21 protein-coding genes are annotated in these 22,745 nt (G+C 66.9%); 10 read left to right on the top strand and 11 right to left on the bottom strand.

Annotated features, from left to right (window positions below):
- Positions 1-51 precede the first annotated feature (51 nt).
- A complete protein-coding gene (locus P0D62_RS07180; protein ID WP_275701946.1) occupies positions 52-1,155 on the top strand; it encodes an aminotransferase-like domain-containing protein in 1,104 nt (367 codons plus the stop codon).
- A 224-nt stretch (positions 1,156-1,379) separates the two neighbouring features.
- Here the strand turns inward: P0D62_RS07180 and P0D62_RS07175 are convergent, their stop codons facing one another.
- On the bottom strand, positions 1,380-2,402 hold the full coding sequence (locus P0D62_RS07175; RefSeq protein WP_275701945.1) for a S66 family peptidase: 1,023 nt from the start codon (positions 2,400-2,402) through the stop codon (positions 1,380-1,382).
- 230 nt (positions 2,403-2,632) lie between these two features.
- On the opposite strand from P0D62_RS07175, the gene P0D62_RS07170 reads away from it, so the two are divergent.
- The 3 genes from P0D62_RS07170 to P0D62_RS07160 are packed head-to-tail and all read left to right on the top strand — an operon-like array spanning position 2,633 to position 5,660.
- Complete coding sequence (locus P0D62_RS07170; RefSeq protein WP_275701944.1) at positions 2,633-3,580, top strand: alpha/beta hydrolase; 948 nt, start codon at positions 2,633-2,635, stop codon at positions 3,578-3,580.
- The gene (locus P0D62_RS07165) at positions 3,577-4,998 is read left to right on the top strand and encodes an alcohol acetyltransferase (RefSeq protein ID WP_275701943.1); all 1,422 of its coding nucleotides are present in this window, start codon (positions 3,577-3,579) and stop codon (positions 4,996-4,998) included. Before P0D62_RS07170 ends, P0D62_RS07165 begins: the two co-directional genes overlap by 4 nt.
- On the top strand, positions 4,995-5,660 hold the full coding sequence (locus P0D62_RS07160; protein WP_275701942.1) for a DUF6320 domain-containing protein: 666 nt from the start codon (positions 4,995-4,997) through the stop codon (positions 5,658-5,660). Before P0D62_RS07165 ends, P0D62_RS07160 begins: the two co-directional genes overlap by 4 nt.
- A gap of 14 nt (positions 5,661-5,674) precedes the next feature.
- Here the strand turns inward: P0D62_RS07160 and P0D62_RS07155 are convergent, their stop codons facing one another.
- From P0D62_RS07155 to dnaA, 10 genes are all read right to left on the bottom strand, one after another.
- On the bottom strand, positions 5,675-6,769 hold the full coding sequence (locus tag P0D62_RS07155) for a hypothetical protein (RefSeq protein WP_275701941.1): 1,095 nt from the start codon (positions 6,767-6,769) through the stop codon (positions 5,675-5,677).
- Positions 6,766-7,290 carry a SigE family RNA polymerase sigma factor gene (locus P0D62_RS07150; RefSeq protein WP_275701940.1) on the bottom strand — a complete coding sequence of 175 codons (525 nt, stop codon included), beginning with the start codon at positions 7,288-7,290 and terminating at the stop codon, positions 6,766-6,768. The genes P0D62_RS07155 and P0D62_RS07150 overlap by 4 nt, the downstream gene beginning before the upstream one ends.
- A gap of 84 nt (positions 7,291-7,374) precedes the next feature.
- Positions 7,375-8,928, bottom strand: a complete 1,554-nt coding sequence (gene cls / locus P0D62_RS07145) for a cardiolipin synthase (RefSeq protein ID WP_275701939.1) — start codon at positions 8,926-8,928, stop codon at positions 7,375-7,377.
- Between the two features lie 45 nt (positions 8,929-8,973).
- Positions 8,974-10,170 carry a M23 family metallopeptidase gene (locus P0D62_RS07140; protein ID WP_275701938.1) on the bottom strand — a complete coding sequence of 399 codons (1,197 nt, stop codon included), beginning with the start codon at positions 10,168-10,170 and terminating at the stop codon, positions 8,974-8,976.
- A 223-nt stretch (positions 10,171-10,393) separates the two neighbouring features.
- On the bottom strand, positions 10,394-10,924 hold the full coding sequence (locus tag P0D62_RS07135) for a DUF721 domain-containing protein (RefSeq protein ID WP_275701937.1): 531 nt from the start codon (positions 10,922-10,924) through the stop codon (positions 10,394-10,396).
- A gap of 141 nt (positions 10,925-11,065) precedes the next feature.
- Positions 11,066-12,229 carry a DNA replication/repair protein RecF gene (gene recF / locus P0D62_RS07130; RefSeq protein WP_275701936.1) on the bottom strand — a complete coding sequence of 388 codons (1,164 nt, stop codon included), beginning with the start codon at positions 12,227-12,229 and terminating at the stop codon, positions 11,066-11,068.
- 19 nt (positions 12,230-12,248) lie between these two features.
- On the bottom strand, positions 12,249-13,409 hold the full coding sequence (gene dnaN, locus P0D62_RS07125; protein ID WP_275701935.1) for a DNA polymerase III subunit beta: 1,161 nt from the start codon (positions 13,407-13,409) through the stop codon (positions 12,249-12,251).
- Positions 13,410-13,482: 73 nt separating this feature from the next.
- Positions 13,483-16,026 (bottom strand): ABC transporter permease, encoded by a 2,544-nt coding sequence (locus tag P0D62_RS07120; RefSeq protein WP_275701934.1) that lies wholly within the window; start codon positions 16,024-16,026, stop codon positions 13,483-13,485.
- A 2-nt stretch (positions 16,027-16,028) separates the two neighbouring features.
- Positions 16,029-16,880: an ABC transporter ATP-binding protein gene (locus tag P0D62_RS07115; protein ID WP_275701933.1), complete on the bottom strand. Its 852-nt coding sequence runs from the start codon at positions 16,878-16,880 to the stop codon at positions 16,029-16,031.
- A 945-nt stretch (positions 16,881-17,825) separates the two neighbouring features.
- Entirely contained in the window at positions 17,826-19,175 is a 1,350-nt protein-coding gene (gene dnaA / locus P0D62_RS07110) for a chromosomal replication initiator protein DnaA (RefSeq protein ID WP_319946992.1), read from the bottom strand.
- Positions 19,176-19,582: 407 nt separating this feature from the next.
- Here dnaA and rpmH point away from each other — a divergent pair, with 407 nt between their 5' ends.
- From rpmH to rsmG, 6 genes are read left to right on the top strand one after another with little or no spacing between them, the layout of a single operon-like run.
- Positions 19,583-19,720, top strand: coding sequence for a 50S ribosomal protein L34 (gene rpmH / locus P0D62_RS07105; RefSeq protein ID WP_275701932.1), 138 nt, complete (start codon positions 19,583-19,585; stop codon positions 19,718-19,720).
- A 7-nt stretch (positions 19,721-19,727) separates the two neighbouring features.
- Positions 19,728-20,078, top strand: coding sequence for a ribonuclease P protein component (gene rnpA / locus P0D62_RS07100; RefSeq protein WP_275701931.1), 351 nt, complete (start codon positions 19,728-19,730; stop codon positions 20,076-20,078).
- Positions 20,072-20,356, top strand: coding sequence for a membrane protein insertion efficiency factor YidD (yidD, locus tag P0D62_RS07095; protein ID WP_275701930.1), 285 nt, complete (start codon positions 20,072-20,074; stop codon positions 20,354-20,356). Before rnpA ends, yidD begins: the two co-directional genes overlap by 7 nt.
- 4 nt (positions 20,357-20,360) lie before the next feature.
- Positions 20,361-21,500 carry a membrane protein insertase YidC gene (gene yidC / locus P0D62_RS07090; RefSeq protein WP_406708235.1) on the top strand — a complete coding sequence of 380 codons (1,140 nt, stop codon included), beginning with the start codon at positions 20,361-20,363 and terminating at the stop codon, positions 21,498-21,500.
- 35 nt (positions 21,501-21,535) lie between these two features.
- The gene (locus P0D62_RS07085; protein ID WP_275701929.1) at positions 21,536-22,003 is read left to right on the top strand and encodes a Jag family protein; all 468 of its coding nucleotides are present in this window, start codon (positions 21,536-21,538) and stop codon (positions 22,001-22,003) included.
- On the top strand, positions 22,000-22,650 hold the full coding sequence (gene rsmG, locus P0D62_RS07080; RefSeq protein WP_275701928.1) for a 16S rRNA (guanine(527)-N(7))-methyltransferase RsmG: 651 nt from the start codon (positions 22,000-22,002) through the stop codon (positions 22,648-22,650). Before P0D62_RS07085 ends, rsmG begins: the two co-directional genes overlap by 4 nt.
- The last annotated feature ends 95 nt before the right edge of the window (positions 22,651-22,745 follow it).

Genomic DNA, 22,745 nt, shown 5'->3' with positions numbered 1-22,745 from the left:
TTTCCACACCATACTCGGGTCAAGCTTGTTGACCTATTCCAAGGATGTGTCGTGTTCTCCCAGCGTATCCAGGGGCTTCGCCCGTCGCCCATCCGATCGATCCTGAACGTGATTGATCGCCCGGGCATGATCTCCTTCGCCGGGGACCTGCCCGCGAGTGAGGTGCTGCCCCAGTGGGAGGGTGTGGTGCCGCCCGCGGTGCTGCAATATGGGCCGACGGAGGGCGATCCCGAACTGCGCGCCGTGGTGTCCGAGCAGCTCGGTGCCCTGGGGGTCGATGCCCCACCGGAGCGGGTGATGGTCCTGAGCGGCAGCCAACAGGGCATTGATCTCGTCGCCAAGCTCGTCGTCGACCCCGCGACGCCCGTCGCGCTCGAGTACCCAACCTATCTCGCGGCGCTTCAAGTGTTCCGCTTTTACGGCGCACAGTTCGTCAACCTCGCGACCGATGCCGCCAGCCAAGCCCACCTCGCGTACATCGTGCCCACCTTCGCCAATCCCACGGGGATCTGCGCCACGCAGGCCGAGCGCGATCGGGTTGCCTCGCGCTGCCTAAGCGCAGGAACCGTGCTGTTCGAAGACGACCCCTACCGAGACCTCGTCTACGACCCGTGTGACCGCACACCAGTCGCAGCGCGCATGACGGGCGGATCTTGGATCTACCAGGGATCCTTCTCCAAGACCTTCGCACCGGGCCTGCGCCTCGGATATATCGCGGCGTCAGAAGACCTCTTCAGTAAACTCGTCATCATCAAACAAGCGACCGACCTGCATAGCTCCCGGCTCTCGCAACACATCGTCTATCGCGCGATCACCTCGCCGGACTGGCCGGAACGCCTGGGCGCTCTCGCCAGCTTCTACCGCGTGCGCCGCGACACCTTCGAGGCGGCGCTTCGCGAGCACTTCCACAACCTCGCTATCTGGGAGACACCGAAGGGTGGGCTGTTCTACTGGCTCCGGCTGAAGGAGTCGGTCGATACCCGACCGCTGCTCAGCAAGGCCATCGAGCAGAATGTGGCGTTCATGCCGGGGGAGGAGTTCTCGCCCGACGGGCTCGACCTCGGCACCATGCGACTGAACTTCAGCCACGCCAGCGCAGCAGATGCGGAGCGCGGCCTGCGAGAACTCGCGCACCTCGTCAAACAAGCTTCCTAGTCCCTTCAACTCGCCGTTGCGCTCTCGCCGTGCTCCCGTCGTGCAACGGTCTGCCGGCGCTCGCCTGTCGTGGATTGAGGTGTCGACTGTGACGAATGGAGAGGTCGGCGAGGTCACTGGACCGCTGGCGAGCGGCCGGCGAGACTTGGCACCGTGACCACACATTGTCCTGACTGGACCGTTCTGGCGACTCCGTGACGGATCCGACAACGCCTGACGGTGCGTCAGGCGAGGGTCTGGGTGATGACGCTGGACCGCGCGTTGTGTTCGACGGTCGCCAACGCACCGTTGACGAGCGGCATGTACGGCGCCCAGTGCCCGCAGTCCACGCCGGCCAGGATCGGGACCCCCAGCGGCAACAACGCATCGAGCACGGCCTCCTGCTGGGTGAGGTCGTTCAGATCGGGGGCATAGGTGCGACCGACGAGGACCGCGGCAGCGCCGTCGAAGAAACCGCTCAGTCGCATTCCATGAAGTGAGCGTGCGATGCACCCCGCGTTCTCACTGGCGGCCTCGACGTAGACGAGCAGATCATCGCCCCCGCCGCGAAGCACGGCCGTATCAAGGAACGGCGTCCCGGCGAGGTAGGCGATCGTGTCGATGCAGCCGCCGATCAGGCGTCCCGTCGCGATGAGTTCCTCCCCCGGCGCGTCGAGACGATGCCACCGGGATGGCGTCTCCAGTTCGTAGGCGTTGACGTCGGGGTATTCGACGTAGTCGACGAAGCCGCGCCGATGCGCACCCGGGGAGGTCTGCGCGAACGAAGACCCCACGGGCAGAGAGGCGATGTCCAGCCAGTCGACGAGGCCGGACGGGGTCCGGTAGGGCGTGTCCATGAGGTTGTTGCCATGGATCGTTGCCCATCCCGCACGCAAGGTCAGGGGCGCGAGCAGGGTGGAGATGTCGGAGTAGCCGATCACCCAGGTCGGCTCGGCCCCAGCGATAGCATCCCAATCGAGCAGCGGCATCAGGTCGATGCAGGTCTCGCCACCCCACGGAGGGATGACCGCTCTGATCTCGGGATCAAGAAGCATGTTCTGGAACTCGGCGGCACGCTGGGCAGCCGGACCGCTGACATGCCGGTCGCCGTTCATGCACTCGCCCACCGTGACGGCGAATCCACGGTCCTCCACGGCGCTGACAGCCACGTCGAGTCGCGGCTGAAGAGCCCCGGACACCCCTGAGGACGGGCTGGTCACGCCGACGAGCGAGCCTTCCGTGAGCGGCTGAGGGAAGCGCAGTTCCATGACGAAACACTATCGGCAGCCATCGGCTCAGGACCGCTACCCGAAACAGTGGCCGATTCTCGGCAATAGACACCGGAAAATCGGCCATTGGCCGATTTTCCTGGTTTGAGATGAGCCCCGTAGTGGGGGGCGCCACGGATTCTCGTCATCAACCACGTCATCCGACTATCAGAGCCAGCAAGCCTTTAGGCTGGGGAAATGAACCCGTCCCTCGACACGTCGGCCGGCCGATGAACCGGCTGTTCCGGGCAGTGCTGCGCCTGTTCGCCGCACCCCGGGTGAACATGCGGGAGGACTACGAGAAGGTCCGGCGCCTGCAGCGTCAGCTGGCCAGCCTTCCCACGCCCCGCTACCAGGCGCTGGACTGGAAGATCATGTCCGACGACGGCGACCACGAGATCCCGGTGCGCGTCTTCGGCCCCAAAGAGCGCCGCAGTGACGACGTGCTCGTGTTCTTCCACGGCGGCGGCTGGGTGACCGGCGACATCGAGAGCTACACGCCGGCCTGCATCGCCATGGCGGAGCTCACCGGGCGCGCTGTGATCTCCGTCGACTACCGCCTGGCGCCGGAGCACCCGTTCCCGGCCGGCTTCGAGGACTGCTACCGCGCCACCCGGCTCCTGCTTGAGAATCCCCGGCGAGCGGGCGTCGTCGACGCGGACAAGATCGTCTTGGTGGGTGACTCCGCCGGTGGAAACCTCGCAGCTGCGGTCTCCCTTCACCTTCACGAGCGGGGTCACCGCGTGCCGAGCCGCCAGATCCTGCTGTATCCGGTGACGCATTGGGACCACGATCCGGAAACCTCGCCGTTCGCCTCAGTGCGCAGCCTCGGCGACGACTACCGACTCACCAACACCGAGGTCCAGGACTACATGGACCTCTACGTGCCCGACCCCGGGCAGCGCCGCGACCGTCTCGTCGCGCCCCTGGTGGCCACCGATCTTTCGAACCAGCCGAGCACCCTGGTGATCACCGCAGAACTGGACCTGCTGCGCGACGAGGGCGAGGCCTACGGACAGGCCCTCACCGACGCCGGCAACGACGTGCGCATCCACCGCGTGGACGGCGCGCTGCACGGTTTCATCACCCTCCCGCGGTTCGCCCGCCCCCTTCGCGAGGCTTATGAGGTGATCAACGCCTTCCTCGACGGAGCCCCTGCCACCGAGGAGCCGACGTGACCCGCCGCGCCTGGGTGCGACTCGACAACGCGTCGAACATCTTCCTGGCCGCGCGCACCGACGCCGACCCCAAGGTGTTCCGGCTGACCGCCGAGCTCGATCACGACGTCGACCCGATCGTCCTTCAAGACGCCCTCGACACCACCTACGCGCGTTACCCGCTCTATCACGCGGTGCTGCGCCGCGGCGTGTTCTGGCACTACCTGCAGGACAGCGACCTACGCCCCGTCGTCGGCCCCGAGGACCAGTACACCAGCGCCCCGATCTACCATCCGGATCGGGTGGAGCTGCTGTTTCGGGTCGTGTACCACCGGCGGCGGATCGTGCTCGAGGTGTTTCATGCCTTGTCAGACGGAACGGGAGCGCTGTGGTTCCTCACCGATCTGGTCGAGGAATACGTCACCCGGCGACTCGACGGTTCGACGTCGACCACCCCTCAGACGCCCGCCCGCACGGACGCCGATGCCAAGCCCACCCACGGCCTGACCGACGACAGCTTCGGCCACTACTTCCGGCGGCGCCGACGAGAACTCAGCCGTCGCCATGCCGACACCAGCGCCGAGCATTCCGTCTTCAGCGGCGCGGCCGTCGCCCCGGCGCTCCGGATCGACCCAGGAAACACCTCGACAGCGGACGACGACGTCCCTCTCCACGAGTACCACCAGAGCCCGCGCAAGGTGTTCCGGGTGACCGGTACACGAACGCCGGACAACCGGCCGCGGATGGTCGAGTTCACGCTGCCGGCGAAGGAGGTGCTCGCCCTGGCCAAGGCAGAGGGCGTCTCGCTGACGATGTATTTGCTCGCGGTGTTCTTCGAGTCCGTGCGCCGTTCCTCGGGCGATCTCGGCGACCGGCGCACATTCACGGCATCCGTGCCGGTGAACCTGCGCCAGTTCTTCCCGTCGACCTCGGCGCGCAACTTCTTCGCCACCGTTCGGGTGGAACACACCTACGGCACGGGCGCCGACGACTTCGGCTCCATCTGCCGCGAACTGGAGACCCAGCTCCGCGAAAAGGTCACCCCTGACGCGCTGGAGAAGAAGCTGCGGCGTTTCATCCGACTCGAGAGGATGCCGGCGCTGCGCATCCTGCCGCGGCCGTTCAAGGACGCCATCCTCGCGACGGTGAACTGGGGCACCAACCGGGGACTGACCGTCGCGATCTCCAACCTCGGCGTCGTGCGCCTGCCCGAGCCGGCCGAGTCCCACGTGGGCCGGATGCTGTTCCACGTCTCGGCCGTGCGCCCGCAGTTCTGCGCCATCTCCCACGCCGGCCTGCTCACCATCAGTTTCACGTCGCCGTTCACGGACACCGCCCACATCAAGGAGTTCGCGCGGATCCTCACCACCCAGGGGGTCGAGGTGTCGGTCGCCGCCACGCGGGTGACCGAGGAGGAACTCGCGGGGGCCACGCCATGAGGCGCTGCACGGATTGCCTCGTCGACATCGAAGGCGACTGGAAGCGATGTCCGCTGTGCGGCGTCGAGGTCTCGGGCACGCCATCGCCCAGTCCGCTCCCGACGGTGCCCCTCCGGTTCTCGCGACGCCGTGTGCTGAGGCTGCTGTTCATCGCGTCGATCGTGGTGATCGTCGGATCCTTCGTGGCGCAGCTGCTGTTCGCTCGTGGGCTCGGCGGGATCGGGGTGGCCCGATCGGTCTGGCTGGGCGTCAGCTCCATGTGGCTGGTGGCGTTGATGGCGATCCGCAAACGCCGCAACATCGCGAAGTCGACGGTGTACCTGGTGGTGCTCGTCGGCCTGGTGTGCCTGTACTGGGACTACCTGACGGGGTGGCACGGCTGGTCGGTGACCTTTGCGGTGCCGATCGTCTGCGCCTCCTCCATCGTCGCCTTGCAGATCGCGGTGTGGGCGATGCGCATCGAGGTGGGCGAGCACGTCCTCTACACCGGCCTGGCGGTGCTGCTCGGCCTGGTTCCCATCGTCTTCCTGCTCCTCGACTGGGTGACTGTGGCCCTCCCGTCGACGATCTGCGCCGTCCTCAGCGTGCTCTCCTTGGCGCTCCTCCTGGCCACGCGCGGCGCAGAGATGCGCCACGAGCTGGCCAAACGACTGCACCTCTGAGGCCGGTCCGTTCGTCAGCCTCCCAGGCCCTCGAACACGTCGGCGATCTCGGCTGCCAGCTGAGCGGACGGCGTCCAGACCAGCAGGGAATCGTCCTCCCAGTAGGAGAAGCTGCCGTCGGGCCAGCGATACATCGTCATCGGATCCCCGTGCGCGCTCTGCAGCACCAGGGTCTGCGTCGCCAGCGGGAAGCCACGCCCGTCGTTCGGAGGAAGGTCCGCGGTGGCCACGGCCTCGTCGCGGATCCGCGCCACCAAGGCGTCCGGCAGCACCACCCGGCGGTGGGCCGGGGAGGAGTCGTCGGACTCGGTCGTGCAGGCGGCGCCGCGCACCACGTCGTACATCGAGCGCGACACGATCGACGACGCCTCCATGCACAGATCATCGTCGCCGACGTAGCCGTAGTCGCCGTCCTGACGCTGCACGTGGAGTGCCTCGAGCGCGGCGAGGAAGAAGGCCCCTCCGTCGCCTCTGGTGAGAGTTTTGCGGTCGGTGATCAGCTCGCTGCACGGTCCGCTGGTCGAACTGGCCGCGAGCCGCGTCCCGTCCGGGTACTCGAAGACCGCCGTGTACGGAAGATTGGACACGGTCTCGCCCCCCGACGGGCATCCGGAGGGGAGGGGATCCATCGGCTCGCGAGCCGGCTGATCGTTGACCAGGTCCACCAGCCCGGAGAGGTCGCCGACGATCGGCTCCGGCGCTCCGTAGATCAGGGGACCATCGATGAGGAAGTCGTCCGGACGCCCGCAGAGGTAGATTCTCGTCACGCCGTCCGGGATCCTCGCGTCGGGGAACCCGCTCACGGTGCCGGAGTACTGCTCACACACCTCGCTGACGACACGGTCGGTGGAGAGATCGACATCGGCCGACGGCACGCCCGAGGGAACGTCGGTGGCCGACGGCGTGGCGAACACGGTGGGGCCGCCCAGTCCCGGAACCAGGTTCAGCGCCACGGGAACGCCCAGCGCGAGCGCGCCGACGACCACCACCCCGGCGCGCACCATCCGACGCCGGCGGTGGCCGTCGCGAACCCGATCGCCGAGACCAGTCAGGCCTGGTTCCACGGGGACGGCGTGCTCGAGGATCGTCGAGATGTCCTTCTCGGTCATGATTCCACCTCCTGGGGAACGAGATGCAGCGATCCGCGCAGCGACTCACAGGCGCGGTGGGAGTACGACTTGACGGTGCCCTGGGAGATGCCGAGCAGCTCGGCCACCTCAGCCACCGAACGGTCCTCGTAGAACCTCAGCACCATGACGCTGCGCTGCATTCGCGGCAGCTCGGCGAGGGCGCGGGCCACGTCGAGGCTGAGGTCGGGACTCCCGATCCTCGCCGACGTCGCCTCGGTCTCCTTCATCGTGTCGGGGGACGGCGCCTCCGACCGCCAGCTCCGCTTGCGCCACCACGACACGAAGGTCCGGTGAATGGTCTTACGGACGTAGGCCTCGTAGTGATCGTCGTCGTTCATGGCGCCATAGCGCCCGTAGGTCTTGATGAGCGCGGTCTGCACCAGATCCTCGGCGTGCTGCGAGTCGCCGGTGAGCAGCCAGGCCGTCCGCCAGAGCCGTCCGGCACGCGCCCTCAGGAAGGCGTCGAAGCCTCGCGCCCGCTCGGCCTGCTGTTCGCTCATGGTCACCTCCTGACCGGTACACGCCACGACCCCGCCGACGGGTTGCCAGCGGAACCGGATCGGTCTCGCCGGTCTCGATGCGCGCTACATCAAGGGCGCGAAGGTGCTGAGGATCGCGCGCGCCAGGTGTCGCCACCACGGGACCGCCAGGCAGTCCTCCAGCGTGACGCGCTGCGACACGGCGATGGTGGCGTCGAAGTCGTCCTGCATGTCCTTCAGCACCGGCGACTCGTACAGCCACACCGCGCACTCCTGGTGCAGGAAGAAGCTGCGGTAGTCGAAGTTGATCGTGCCGATGATGCCGGAGCGGCCGTCGACGACGATCTGCTTGGCGTGCATGAAGCCCGGCGTGTACTCGTAGATCTCGACGCCCGCCTCGACGAGCGGATGGTAGTAGGCCCGGGTCACCTCGAAGACGAGCTTCTTGTCCGGGATGTGCGGGGTGACGATGCGCACCCGGATCCCCGACATCGCGGCGTGCTTCAGACCCTCCAACATCCGCGCGTCGATGATCAGGTACGGCGTGAAGATGTCGACGTACTGCCGCGCCCGGTTGATCATGCCCAGGTAGGCCTCCTCGCCCACCGGGATGTTGTCGAACGGCGAGTCGTCGAAGGGCTGCACGACGCCCCAATCGCCGTCCTGCCGGGTGTCGCCGACGGGCATAAAGTCGGTGTAGTCGGCCGTCTCGTCGACGAAGCTCCACACGCTCAGGAACATGGCGACGAAGCTCCACGTCGCCGGGCCCTCCAACCGGACCACCGTGTCCTTCCAGTGCCCGAACTTCACGATGGCATTGATGTACTCGTCGGCGATGTTGATGCCGCCCGTATAGGAGACGACGCCGTCGATCACCAGGATCTTGCGGTGGTTGCGGTTGTTGTAGCGCAGCCGCAGCCGAACGCCCAGCGGGTTGACGGCCTGCACCTTGATGCCGGCCTCGTGCAGCTTCTTGTGGAAATCGCGAGGCAGCACGAAGTGGGAGCCGAGGTCGTCGTAGAGCACCCGCACGTCGACGCCCTGGGCGGCTTTGCGCCGCATGACGTCGAACATCTGGTCCCACATCTCGCCGGCGGCGACGATGAAGTACTCGAAGAGGATGTAACGCTCGGCCTTCTCCATGTCGGCGAGCATGCGCGGAAAGGCGTGATCTCCGAGCGCGAAGTACTCCATTTTGGTGGCGTCGCACACCGGGAACGACCCGGCCGTCGTCAGGTAGCGGGTCTGCCTGGCCATGTCGGTCGGAAGCCGACCACCAGCGATCTGTAGGGCCGGTCCGGCCGTGAGCGCCTTGGTGGCCTCGGCCTGAGCGATGGCCAAGCGCTGGCGGTCCTTTCCGCGGAAGCGACGCGCGCCGTACAGCAGGTAGAACGCCCCGCCGAGCACGGGCACCAGCAAGATCGGGATCACCCAGGCCAGCTTGTACTCCGGCGGCATCGGCGTCGCGACGATCCACAACACCGCGACGACGCTCAACAGCAGGCTGAAGGCGTACACCCACGGCGAGGAGTCGGCCAACGCCAGGACGATCCACACATATAGGCCCAGCTGGGCGACGATGGCCACCGCCACCGCACCCATCCGGCCCCAGGTGGCCATCCAGCCTCGTCTACGGCTCAGGATCAACTGCTGCGACATGCATCCAACCTAAGAGATCAGGGACAGGCGGATACGAAGAGAGTACTAGTCGGTTTCCTCGGACGAGCCGGTCGGTTCGGGGACGCTCAGGGTCTCGTCGGACGACAGGGTCGGCGCCGGCTCATCGTTCTCGGGCTCGGACTCGCTCGGGGACTCCGTCTCCGGCTCGGTCTCGGTGGCCGTCGGCTCCGAGGAGGGCGTCTCAGACGCGCTGACCGATGGGCTCTCGCTCGGCTCGGACGACGGGCTCGGGGACTCCGACGGCTCGGGGCTGGGCGACGGAGACACCGTCTGGGACGGCGTCCCCGAGGGTTCCGGAGTGCCGGGCTTCGGCGAGGGGGTCTTCGACGGCTTGGGCGTCTTCGAGGCCGAAGCCGAGGGAGACAGCGAAGGCGACGGTGACGCGGATGCAGAGCGCGACGGCGACGGGCTGGGCGAGGGGGACGCCGACGAGCTGGGGGACGCGGACGGGCGCGGCGACGGCGTCCGACGAGTGATGGCGTTGATGTCCACCACCACCGGATCACCGTTCAACCAGGGCAGCGGGTCGGTGAAGTCGCCGTCGACGATGAGCTCGAGGTGCAGATGGCAGCCGGTGGAGTATCCGGTGGAACCCACCTCGCCGAGGCCTTGATGCGTGTCCACCTTCTGGCCGACGGACACGCCGACGCTGGAGAGGTGGTTGTAGGTGGTGATCACGTGATGATCGGCGATCTTGCCGTGATCGACCTTCACCTGGATGCCGTTGCCGCCGGCCCATCCCGTCCTGATCACCTCGCCAGGAGCGACGGCGCCGACGGCCGTGCCGCAAGGGGCCGCGAAGTCGAGGCCGGTGTGCAGCTTCCATACCTTCAGCACCGGGTGGAAGCGCATGCCGAACTGCGACGTCTGCCTGCCGTTGAGCGGCATCGACAGCAAGGTTCCCTTGGTCGCATCCACAGGGGCCACCGACGCGGTGGCGATGGTGGACGGCTTGTTCAGCTTGTTGGTGTCCTCATCGTTGACCTCAGGCGCCGTCGGCAGGCCCACTCGCACCTGATTGGCGCCCCGGCCGACCGGCAGGAGCGAGCTGTACTCGAAGTTGTCGTGCGTGAGGGCGGCGATGATGCCGGCATCCATGCTGGGCTCGGGCTTCGGCGACGGGCTCTCCGACGGAGGCGCGGGCACGGCCACGAGATCGGAGTCGTCGTCGGGCCAAGTGAGCACCCCAACCGCCGTGCTGACGGCTGCAACCGTCGCCACGGCGAGAAGTTTACGTATCAGGGGGGCTACGCCCGCAGGGCCTCGGCGCACCCGACCATTTCAACACAGATCCGCGCGGAAAGGTAGCGGGTCCAAAAGATCGGAGCAGTCCAGGAGGTCGCTGAATGATCATGTTCGCGCTGCGGCGCGCCAGATCGGGCGACCTACGCCACCCATATCTTGACGAGTATGTAGGGCCCGTCTTCGCTCAGGGCGAGAGGTGCTATCCGTAGGTGTCGCGCGGCCCGCGGCCGTCCCGCACCGAGCGCGGACCCTTCTTCCAGCTCTTCTGCGCGGGCGCCAGGATCCTCACACGACGGACCGTCTGCTCGCCCAGCTTGTCATTGAGGCGCTTCACCAGCGGCGACGCGTTGTAGCGCATGGCGGTGGCCCAAGCGGTGGAGTCGCACTGGATGGTGAGCACACCGTCGGCGAAGTCGGTGGGCTTCGAGTGTTCGGCATTCGCCTCGCCGACGAGGCCCGCCCAGTCCTGCAGCACGGTGGACAGCGAGATGCGACGCTGCCAGCCTCGCCTCTTGGCCACTGACTCGAACAGCTTGCCGATGGGTTGCGGGTCTCGGTCGTCGGGATGAGCGCCCGAGCGCTGCTCGTCGAAGATCCGGGGCCTGCGCTTCGGCAGCTTGGGCGGCGCGTTCGTCGGCGGCGGCAGGAACGGCGACGACTCCGCGGTGGCGCGTGCGATCTCGGACGCCAGGTCCAGCCCCGTCGGGTCGTGCTCAGGCGTCTCCGTCATCCCCCACCTCCTCGCGCGGTGACATGGCGCGCATAACGCTGGCTATCCGGCGCGCCGTGTGCAAGAGGTACACGCCGCACCATATAGGCAGCGTTATGACAACAACGGGAGGAATCCGTGGAACCGGGGTCGCGTCGAGCATCACGACGGACCTCCGTCGTCCAGGGGGGCGACGGTGCCGGCGTGTACCCGGAACCGACGCTCGGCCGGGAAGTCGGGCACGTCGGAACCGACGGCCGACGTGATCAGCACCTGCTCGGCGTCCGCGACGAGGCCCGCCAGCCGATCGCGACGGGTGGCGTCCAGTTCCGCGAAGACGTCGTCGAGCACCAGCACGGGCTCGGTTCCCTCCGCGCAGACCAGCGCGAAACCGCCTAGTCGTAACGACAGGGCCAGCGACCACGACTCCCCATGCGACGCGTACCCCTTGGCCGGCAGGTCGCCGATGAACAGTTCGACGTCGTCGCGCTGCGGCCCCACCAAGGTGACGCCCCGGCGCACCTCATCTGAGCGCGCTGCCTCCATAGCCGCGAGCAGCCGACGCTCCAGTTCCTCGCGCACGTTCCCGGCGTCCTGCACGCCGCTCAGATCCAGCGTCGACTTGTATCCGGCGCGCACCGCGTTGTTCACGGGCGCGATGGTCGCGTAGGCGTCCTGGGCGTGCGGGACCACATCTGCCAGCGTGTCCAGCCGCGCGTGCAGCAGCTCGGCGCCGATCACGGCGAACCGCTCGTTCCAGATCGCCAGCGTGTTCTCCTCGTCGCCACCGGTCGGCACGAAGGACCGCCCGGCCATGCCCTTGAGCAGCGCGTTTCGCTGCTTGAGCACCTTGTCGAGATCGGATCGCACCCCGGCCATCCGCGGCCAGCGGGTCACCACCAGCGAGTCCAGCCAGGCACGTCGATCGGAGGGCTCGCCGCGCACGATCGCGAGGTCGACGGGCGAGAACACGACGGTGCGCAGCGCTCCGATAATGTCCCGCGGCCGCGGCACCGGCGCGCGATTGAGGCGGGCTTGACTGCTCCGACCCGGCGCGAGCTCGAGTTCGACGGCGATCCGGCGGTCATCGTCGTGGCCGGCCTGCACCGTCGCTCCGAGGATGGCCGAGTCGCAGCCGGCGCGCACCAGCGGCACGGTGCCGGACACACGATGCGACGACATGGTGGAGAGAAACTCCACCGCCTCCACCAGGTTGGTCTTGCCCTGGCCGTTCGGGCCGACGAACACCGTCACGCCGGAGCCCAGGCTGAGCCGGGCTTCGGCGTAATTACGGAAGTCGGTCAGCCGCAGCTCGGTGACGAACACTCAGACCTGTCAGGTGGGTTCAGATGGGCAGGCGCATCAGCATGATGACGTGGCGGTAGTCGAACAGCTGCTCGCCGTCGATGCTCGCCAGCCCCGTGATCAGGCAGGGCTTGCCGGGCATGGTGAACGAGAAGTGCGCGAACGGAGCGTCGAGCACGCTCAACGCGTCCAACAGGTACTGCGGGTTGAAGCCGGCCGCGGTGATCGACGGTTCGTCGCCCACCACGCCGATCTCCGCCGACAGCGCCTCGGTGGCCTGGGCCTGGTCGCCGGTGCCTGCCTCCAGGGTGATGTGATCGTCGAGGATGTTCATCCGGATGGGGGTGTTGCGCTCGGCCACCAGCGCGACGCGGCGGGTGGCCGCCAGCAGATCCGCGGTGTTGACGCGCACGCTCACGGTGGCGGCCACGTCCATCAGGTGCCGCACCCGCGGGAACGACTGGCTGAGCAGGCGGGTGGTGGCCTCGCGGCGACCCTTCGCGCCCTCGCCGACGAAGCCCACCAGGCCTTCACCCTCGGACTCCGTGGTGGACAGCGAGACGGTCACGGTGTCGCCGAAGGTCATCGACTTGGCGGTGTCGGCCAGCACCTTGCCGGGCACCAGCACCGCGCCCTCGAGGTCGGGCGACGACGGGTTCCAGGTGAGCTCCTTGAGCGCCATCCGGTAGCGGTCGGTGGCCAGCAGCGACAACCGGTCGCCGTCGATCTCGACGCGCACGCCGGTGAAGACGCTCAGCAGCTCGTCGCGGCCGGCGGCGACGAACACCTGCGCGACCGCACGCTCGAAGACATCGGAGGCGACGTTGCCGGTCTGGGCGGGAATCTCGGGCAGCGACGGGTACTCCTCGACGGGCAGCGTCTGGAGGGTGAACCGCGCGGAACCGCAGGTGAGGTCGACCTTCGAGTGGTCGGCCAGCATGTCCACCGGCTTGTTCGGAAGGGACCGCGCGATGTCGGAGAGCAGGCGGCCCGATACGAGCACGGTGCCTTCGTCGGTGACCTCTGCCGGCAGCGTGGCCTTGGCCGAGGTGGTGGAGTCGAACGCGGAGAGGGTCACCTCGTCGCCTTCGGCGATCAGCTGCAGGCCGGACAGGATCGGGGCGGCCGGCCGATTCGGCAGGCTCCGAGCAACCCAAGCGACAGCATCGGCCAGAGCATCCCGCTCCACGCGAATCTTCATGAGGTCCCCTTTGAACGTCCGGTGAGTGCGTTCATCATAGCGAGGCTGCCAGGGCCCGCACCCACCCCCGTCATCAGGAGACGGCGATCGCGTCGAGCACCGGGAGGCGGCCGGCGCGCCTGGCCGGCAACAGCGCGGCGAGCCAGCCGAAGAACGCCGCCACCACAATGAAGATGACCAGCTGCATCCAGGGGATCACCAGGCGGTCAATGCCGCTGTCGCGCAGCAGCGAGATCACCGCGACGCCGAACACCACCCCGAGCAGCACTCCCAACAACGACCCCAGCACCGCCACCGTGACGCTCTCCAGCGTGACCATCCGGCGCACCTGCGGCCGGGTCAGGCCGACGGCGCGCAACAGCCCGATCTCGCGGGTGCGCTCGATCACCGACAGCCCGAGCGTGTTGACGATGCCGAGCACCGAGATCACGATCGCCAGCGCCAGCAGCGCGTACAGCAGCCCGAAGACCTGGGTGAACTGACCGAGGGTCTCCGCGATGTACTCCTCCACGTCGGAGACCAGCACGGTGGGAAGGCCTTCGACGGCGTCGCGGAGTTGTGCGCGCACGTGCTGCGGACTGGCGTCGGGTGCGATGTCGACGACGAGTCGCTGCACCAGGGCGTCGTCCGCAAGCTGCCCGAATGTCTCGCGGTTGAGCACCACGTCGCCGAGTGAGGCGTCCTCGTCGGCATAGATGCCGGTCACCAGCACCCGCTGCTCGCCACGGGGCGAGGCGAGGTCGAACATCATGCCGAGGGACAGGCCGTGCTCCCGAGCGACCCCGGTGCTGATCAACGCCGAATCGGGCTCGGGTCCGAGCGTTCCGGAGAGGCCCTCGACGACAGTTCCTTCGGTCAGCGCCCCCGGAGTGAGGCCGCCCAGCGTGACCGGATCCCCGTCGAGGGTCGCGGTGCCGACGAAGAATCCGTGCACGGCCGCCACGCCGTCGGCGGCCTTGGCCTTGTCCAGCACGGAGGAGTCGAACGGTTGGTAGCCGACGGGGGAGATCAGGAAGTCGCCGCGATGGTCCGCGGTGAGCTGCTCACGGATCGACGTGGTGGTGCTGGCTGCCAGCACCGCGACCACGCTGACCAGGGAAAGGCCCAGCATCAGGGTGGCTGCGGTCGCCGCCGTGCGACGGGGCTGCCGCCTCGCGTTCACGCCGGCCAGCCGACCGGGCTCGCCGAACAGCCGGGGAAGCAGCCAGCCGAACAGGCCCAGGACGGGTGCGCCGACGAGCGTCGCCGCCAGCACCAGCCCGACCAGCAGCGCCGCGCCCCCGGCGCCGACCCACCACAACGGCGCGTCGACGTCGAGGAAGACACCGCAGACCAATAGGGCGGCACCCAGCTCGATCAGCACGAGGCCGGTGGTTCCCGCCGCATCCAACCTCTGCGTACTCCCGGCCGCGACGGCGGTCATCGCCTCGATCGGGCGGGTGGCCGAGGCCTTACGCGCCGGGTGGAGTGCGGCGAGCACGGTCATCACGACGCCGAGACCAAGACTGATCGCGACGATCTGCCAGGTGATCTGCGGAGCGACCGGCCCTGGATCGATGCCGATCGGACGCATCAGCGCGAGGATCGCCCAGACCAGGCCGTATCCGGCTGCAAGCCCGACGACGCCTCCCGTCGCACCGACGAGCGCGGCCTCGAACAACACCACGCTGCGCACCTGGCTGCGTTTTGCGCCAAGCGCACGCAAGAGCGCCAGCTCCCGGGCACGCTGCGCGACCAGGATCGAGAACGTGTTGAGGATGAGCAGCATCGCCACCACCACGGCGATGCCTGCGAACACCAGCAGGAAGGCGTTGACGAAGCCCAGCCCCACGTCGAGCAGATCCCCGAGCTCCTCCGCCACCACGTCGCCGGTTCTCGCGACGAAGGGCTCGGGCAGCGACGCCGAGATCGCCTCGGCGAGCGCATCGGGCTCAACGCCCGGCGCCGCCTGAACCCAGATCCCGTGGAACGCGTCGGCGCCATCGGTGAGCAGGCGTTGCGCCTCCCTCGTGGTGAAGAACACGTAGCCGGCACCGGCGGTGCCCCCTGCTCCATAGGCGGCGGTGCCCGCGAGACGGTAGCGCTGGACGCCGTCGAACGGCGTCGAGATCGCCACCTCATCGCCGACGGTGTAGCCGGCCCGGCGTGCCGTGCTGGGGTCGATCAGCACCTCGTCGTCTGAGGAGAGCGCCTGACCGTCGACGATCCGGGTTCCCTCCAGCCCACCCGCGGCGGGCACGTCGTGCCAGTTGGACGCCATGCCCGGCATCTCTGGAAAGGCCACCAGCTGCTCGTCGGCGTCGAGCACGAACACCTGATTGCTGGTGACCAGCCCGACGGCGGTCGCCACGTCGTCGCGGGCGGCAACATCGTCGATCACGGACGGCTCCAGCAGATAGGCCCTGTCGGGCGGCCGCGTCGAGACGATGTTCTGGCCTTCGACGGTGACGTTCACGTCGGCGAGCGCGCCCTTGACGATCTCATCGAACCCGCTCGACAACAATCGAGTGAACATCAGGGAGCCTGCGACGAACGCCACGCCCAGCACGATGGACAGCGCGCTCATCAGCAACCGGAACTTGCGAGCCCACAGCGAACTCCACGCGGTGCGCAGCACGGTCAGGGCTCCAGCCTCGCTCGGCGGGGTACCGCGGTCGGTTGATCGTCGGCGACGAGTACGCCGTACTCCTGGGTGGCTTCGTCGGGATCGAGGGACTGCGTGCCGGCCGCTGGCACGTCACCCGGGCGAGGGTAGAGCGCGGCCATCGACCGCAACAGCTCGTCCTGGGTGGCGCCCCGCTGTTCCGCGATGACTTTGCCGTCGGACAGGAAGACGGCGCGGTCGGCGTAGCTCGCGGCGTTCGCGTCGTGCGTGACGATCACTACGGTCTGCCCGAACTCGTCGACGCTGCGTCGGAGAAAGCTCAACACCTCGGCAGCGGAGCTGGAGTCCAGGTTTCCGGTGGGCTCGTCCCCGAAGACGATGTCGGGACGGTTCATCAGGGCCCGGGCGCAGGCGACGCGCTGCTGCTGGCCGCCCGAGAGCTCAGCCGGCTTGTGAGTGAGGCGATCTCGCAACGCGAGCACGTCGACCACTTGGTCGAACCACACCTCGTCGACCTTCTTTCCCGCGATCGACAGCGGAAGCACGATGTTCTCCCGGGCGGTCAGCGTCGGAACCAGATTGAACGCCTGGAAGATGAAACCGACGCGCTCCCGTCGCAGCTCGGTGAGGGGAGTGTCCGCGAGGCGAGTGACGTCCGTGTCACCCAGCAGCACCTTTCCCGACGTGGGGGTGTCCAGCGCCGCCAGCATGTGCATCAACGTGGACTTGCCGGAACCTGAGGGCCCCATGATGGCTGTGAACTCGCCGGCGACCACCTCGAAGTCGACCTCATCCAGCGCGGTTACCTGCGCGGTCCCGCTGCCGTACTTCTTCGTAAGGCCGATCGCCCGAGCTGCAATGGTCACGTTGCGAACGCTACCAGCCGGGTATTCGGGCCTCCCCGACGAGGTGAAGCCTCATGCGAGCCACTGGGTGGACCCTGCTGGGTGTTGTAATTACAGATCCTGAGCCAGGCCGACGGCTCCGCGAATCCACACAATCCACGCCCCAGGCTTTGAAGGGATGAGACGTGTAGTTACAACAGTTGTCGTCATAACTGTTGTGAAATCTGTGGGTAACTGGCGTCGTCCCTAGTCACCGAGATTTGAGCCTGTGGACAGTCTGTGGGTGACTGGCAAATCACACGGGGAGGATTTGTGGACGGATCCACCGCCAAAAGTTTTCCACACCCCGTCCACGGCGCGTTTCCCCACGGCCGCCCGCTCCCCAAGGGGCGAGGAACACTCACGCTCTTCGAGGTGCGAGGCCGTCCGCGGCCGAGCCTCGAGGAGAGCGACGGACGGCTGGATGCTGAGCCTGCCACTGTGGTCGGGTTCCTGCGGATTCTCGCGATGGGTCTTTTCGAGGCTCGCTGGCGCTCGCACCTCGAAGAGCGTTTGTCCCCCCCCACGCTCTTCGAGGTGCGGAGGCGCTGGGGCGCACTTCGAGACGCTCGTACCTCGCTCCTCTGCACCCGGACGAGCCCCGAAGCCGTAGCCTCGAGGAGAGCGACCGGCAGCCGAAGAACTGAGTCGTGTGGAGGATGGGGTCTGCGAGTGGGTGTGGTGGGCGTAAAAGCCGTGAGCCCGCGCGAAGCGCCGGGACACGGCCGGCGGCGGGCACTTCGAGGCTCGCTTCGCTCGCACCTCAGCAACCGCGACCCCATCCGGAACACGACGGACGGAACCACCAGAACCCGACCACCGCTCCCTACGCACGGTCACGCTCTCCTCGAGGCTCGGCCGCGGGCGGCCTCGCACCTCGAAGAGCGTAGGTGGGGACACGTCCGGGAGCGTGGAGTGGGGGTGGGGTCAGGCCTGCTTGATGCGGTTGGTGAGTTCGGTGACCTGGTTGTACAGGTCGCGATCCTCGCCCATCTTCTCGTTGATCTTGCGCACGGAATGCAGCACCGTCGTGTGGTCGCGACCACCGAACTTGGCTCCGATCTTCGGCAGTGAGAGATCCGTGAGCTCGCGGCAGAGGTACATGGCGATCTGACGGGCCGAGGCGATCATCGCGACGCGGCTGGTACCGGTGAGATCCGCCAGTGAGATGGCGAAGTACTGAGCGGTGGCCTCCATGATGGCGCCGGCGTCGACCTGCACCTCTCCCTCGGGATTGAGGTCGCGCAGCACGTCCTCGGTCAAGGACAGCGTGATGTCCTGCTGGTTCAGGCTGGCCAGTGCGGCGACTCGGGTCAGCGCGCCTTCGAGCTCGCGGATGTTCGTCGTGATCCGCGAGGCGATCAGCTCCAGCACCTGGGGGCTGGCGGAGAGTCGCTGCTGGGAGACCTTTTTCTGCAGGATCGCGATCCTGGTCTCGAGGTCGGGCGGCTGGATGTCGGTCATCAGGCCCCACTCGAAGCGCGAGCGCAGGCGAGGCTCGAGCGCTTCCAGCAGCTTCGGCGGGCGATCGGAGGTCATCACGATCTGCTTCTGCGCGTTGTGCAGGGTGTTGAAGGTGTGGAAAAACTCCTCCTGCGTCTGGATCTTCGACTCCAGGAACTGGATGTCGTCCACAAGCAGGACGTCGATGTCGCGGTAGGAACTGCGGAACTCTGCGGTGCGGTTCGAGGAGATCGCGTTGATGAAGTCGTTGGTGAGTTCCTCTGTGGAAACGTACTTCACGCGCAGCTGCTGGTAGTAAGAGGTGACGTAGTGGCCGATGGCGTGCAGCAGGTGCGTCTTGCCCAGCCCGGAGGGACCGTAGATCATCAGCGGGTTGTACGACTTGCCGGGCGTCTCGGCGACGGCAGCAGCGGCGGCGTGAGCGAACCGGTTCGACGATCCTGCGACGAAGGACTCGAAGGTGTAGCGCGGATTGAGCTTCACCTCCGTGTGGTTCAAAGTAGACCTGACTAGGTGTGATTCATCAGATTCCACGACCGGCGGCGGGGTGGTGGGTTCCACGACGCTGGGCAGCACGATGGTGGGATCGATGGTGACGGCCACGTGCGTCGGCTTGCCGAGGTGCTTGGTGAGGATGGCTTCGATGGGTCCGCGCAGTCGGGTCTCGATGCGTTCTCGGGTGGTCTCGTCGGCGACGGCCAGCATCAGCGTCGACGCGTGCATCGCGAGAGGCTTGCAGCGGTTCAACCAGGCGCGCGAGGGCTTGTCGGTGTGAGCGAGCGTCTCGGCCCATAGGGACTCGAGATCGGGCATACCGAAATCAGGCACCACCTGCCCCCCTTTCCTGGAGATTCCAACCCCCGCAGAGATCTCCACATAGTTTTCCACACCCGGGTATAACTCTGCCAGACGGTCGGTGGCTGCGCCGCCGCGACCTGACGCTACGTGTCGAGAGCTCCGGCGGAAAGCCGGAGTGAGCAATGAACCTAGTAGTCGAAAGAAGATGATGCAAGCTGATTCGACAAGGTGAACGGCGTGTCGGCTGGACTACATGGATGCAATTTGCTTGTCCGCTAGATTGACCTTCGGGAACGTCCTCCTGGGTTTGGTCAAACAGCCGACGAGCACGTATCGTTGGGAAGTCGCCTCCTTCGCGAGGCACCTTCCCCCTGCCCTCGGGCAGGTAGCCGAGTCAGACGAAGAATGAGGGAGTCCGTCCCATGAGCAAGCGCACTTTCCAGCCCAGCAACCGCCGGCGCAGCCGCACCCACGGTTTCCGCACCCGCATGCGTACCCGCGCCGGCCGCGCGATCCTGGCCGATCGCCGCCGCAAGGGTCGCGCCAAGCTGTCCGCCTGAACCGACCGTGCTGCCGCGCGCCCATCGACTGAAGGCCGCGAGTGACTTCGCGGTCGCAGTAAGACGAGGCACGCGCGCGGCCACACCGTCGGTCGTGGTGCATGTCCGCCGCCGAGACAACGACGATCCACCCGGAGCAACCCGGGTGGGTTTTGTCGTGTCCAAGAAAGTCGGCAACGCGGTGACCCGAAATCGCGTCAAGAGGCGCCTGCGGCATCTCACGCGCGACTACGATCTGGCCGCGCCGTGCGACGTTGTGGTGCGGGCGCTGCCCTCCTCGGCGACGGAGCCGTCGCGTCTCGCCGATGACCTCGGAGATGCCTGGCGTCGGGCCATGAAGAGGCTCGCGGCGTGCTGAAGTACCCGTTGATCTGGTTCGTGAAGGGCTGGCGGAAGTACATCTCCCCCAGCTACGGCGAGGTCTGCAAGTACTACCCCAGTTGCTCCGCCTACGGGCTCGAAGCTCTTGAGACCCATGGTGTGCTCAAGGGATCGTGGCTGACGGTCAGGCGGATCGTGCGCTGCAACCCCTGGTCGAAGGGCGGCTTCGACTACGTACCCGGCACCCCGGCCGCCAGGGCCTATGCCGAAGAAACAGACTTCCGGGACGCCGTCCCGAGTGACCACGAAGGTTAGCTAAGTGATCGATCTATTCGTACCCCTGGGTATCTGGGACTCCATCATGGGTGCCCTCTCGACGATGATGCAGCCCATCTATTGGGCCATCTCCGGCATTCTCGTTGCCGCCTACCACCTGTGGGGAGTGATTCTCGCTCTGCCCACCGGCGCCGCCTGGACTCTGGCGATCGTCTCGCTGACGGTGGTCGTGCGCACGGCGATGATCCCGCTGTTCGTCAAGCAGATCAACTCGTCGCGCAACATGCAGCTGCTGCAGCCTCAGGCGCAAGCGCTACAGAAGAAGTACGGTCACGACCGCGAGCGGCTCGGTCAAGAGACCATGAAGCTGTATCAGTCGGAGGGCGTCAACCCGATGGCGTCGTGCTTCCCGCTGCTGATCCAGATGCCGATCTTCCTTGCCTTGTTCCGGGTGCTGGAAGGTGTGGCCAGTGGCAGCATTCGAGGCAAGTGGCTCAAGGACAATCCCGACCTGGTGGCGTCGCTGAACGGTGCCTCGTTCCTCGGTGCCGGACTCTCCGACCGGGTGTTCCCGCTGACGCCGTTCGGCTCGACGCAGGTGGTCGGCATCATCATGGTGGTCGTGATGGTGGCGGTGCTCTTCATCACCCAGCTGCAGCTGATGCGCAAGAACATGCCGCCGGAGGCGCTCACCGGTCCGATGGCCCAGCAGCAGAAGATCATGCTGTACGCCTTCCCGGTGATCTTCGCGTTCTCTGCCACCGTGCTGCCGATCGGCGTGCTGCTGTACTGGCTCACCTCGAACACGTGGACGATGGCGCAGCAGGGCCTGCTCATCCGCAACAACCCTGCGCCCAACACCCCTGCCTACATCGACTGGGAAGAGCGGATGCGCAGCAAGGGCAAGGATCCGGTCAAGATCATGGAGGAGCGTCGCGAGAAGCGTCGCAAGGTGAAGACCAACAAGACCCAGACCCGCACCGTCGCCGCGGGACGTAACACCACGGCCGCTGCAGCCGTCACGACGAATGCTGAGAACACGTCTGGTGCGTCGACGGAAGCACCCAAGGTGTCGCGCCAGCAGGTGACCCGGCAGACGACGCGTCGCACGGAGGACGGCAAGCAGGTGGTCTCGCGACAGCAGCCCAAGCAGCAGTCGCGCTCGCAGCGGAAGAAGAAGTGATCCCGACGTCGGGACCAAGGGAAGGCGAAGCTGACATGGCACAAGAAAACGACGCGGCCCTTCTGGCCGAGGGCGACCTCGTCGCCGACTACTTCGAGGAGCTCCTCGACATCGCGGATCTCGACGGCGACATCGAGAACTCGGTGGTCGACGGACGGGCCTTCATCGCGATCGACACCGACTCCGAGCTGCTCGTCGGCAAGAACGGCGAGGTGCTCGACGCGCTGCAGGAACTGGCGCGTCTCGTCGTGATGACGGAGACCGGTCACCGTTCGCGCGTGATGGTCGACATCGCCGGATACCGCGAGAAGCGTCGCGCCGAACTGGTCGCGATGGCCAAGGATGCGATCGCCGACGTGCAGGAGTCGGGCGATCCGGTGAAGCTGGTTCCGCTCAACGCCTACGAGCGCAAGATCGTGCACGACGTGGTGGCGGCAGCCGGCCTGGTCAGCGAGTCGGAGGGCGAACCGCCGAACCGCCGCGTCGTGGTGCAGCCGGCATGAGCTCAGCTGCGATGAGCACCATCGAGGAGAGCGCGGCTTCGGCCGCGCTCTTCGCGCTTTATCCCGAGGCGGAGCCGACGCTGCGCGCCTACGCGGAGATCCTTGCCGGACGCGGCATCGAATGGGGCCTGATGGGCCCGCGGGAGGGCGACAAGATCTGGGGCCGCCATATCTCGAACTCGCTGGCGCTGGCCGATCTGCTCCCCGAGGGCTCCGACGTCGCCGATGTCGGCAGCGGGGCGGGGCTGCCTGGGCTGCCCTTGGCCATCGCGCGTCCCGATCTGCAGATGACGCTGATCGAGCCGTTGCTGCGTCGAGCGAACTTCCTGGAGTTGGCGGTGGATGAGCTGGGTCTTGGCGACCGCGTCGCTGTGCGTCGTGATCGGGCCGAGGACGTGCACCAGACCTTCGACGCCGTCGTGTGTCGAGCCGTCGCTCCCCTGGGACGTCTCCTGGGCTGGACCAGCGGCTTGTTCCTCCCCCATGGCATGCTGTTGGCCTTGAAGGGCCAGTCGGCCGAGGCCGAGATCCTCAAGGCACGTAAGGACTTGCGCAAGCAGAACCTCGAGGCCGAGGTGCTCGAGGTCCAGGCCTGCGCAGGTGTTGAAGGCACACGAGCAGTACGCATCCGGCGCGCAGAAAACTAAACTATAAACAGTTTTATCGACATATCGAGTTATCGATGAAACACTACCCGCTCTCTGAGGTGCGAGGCCGCCTCGCGGCCGAGCCTCGAAAAGAG

Origin of the sequence: Tessaracoccus caeni (assembly GCF_029211185.1) — a bacterium.
Classification (GTDB): domain Bacteria; phylum Actinomycetota; class Actinomycetes; order Propionibacteriales; family Propionibacteriaceae; genus Arachnia; species Arachnia caeni.
Note: the sequence above shows the minus strand (reverse complement) of the source record. Positions and strands in the feature narration are given on the sequence as shown.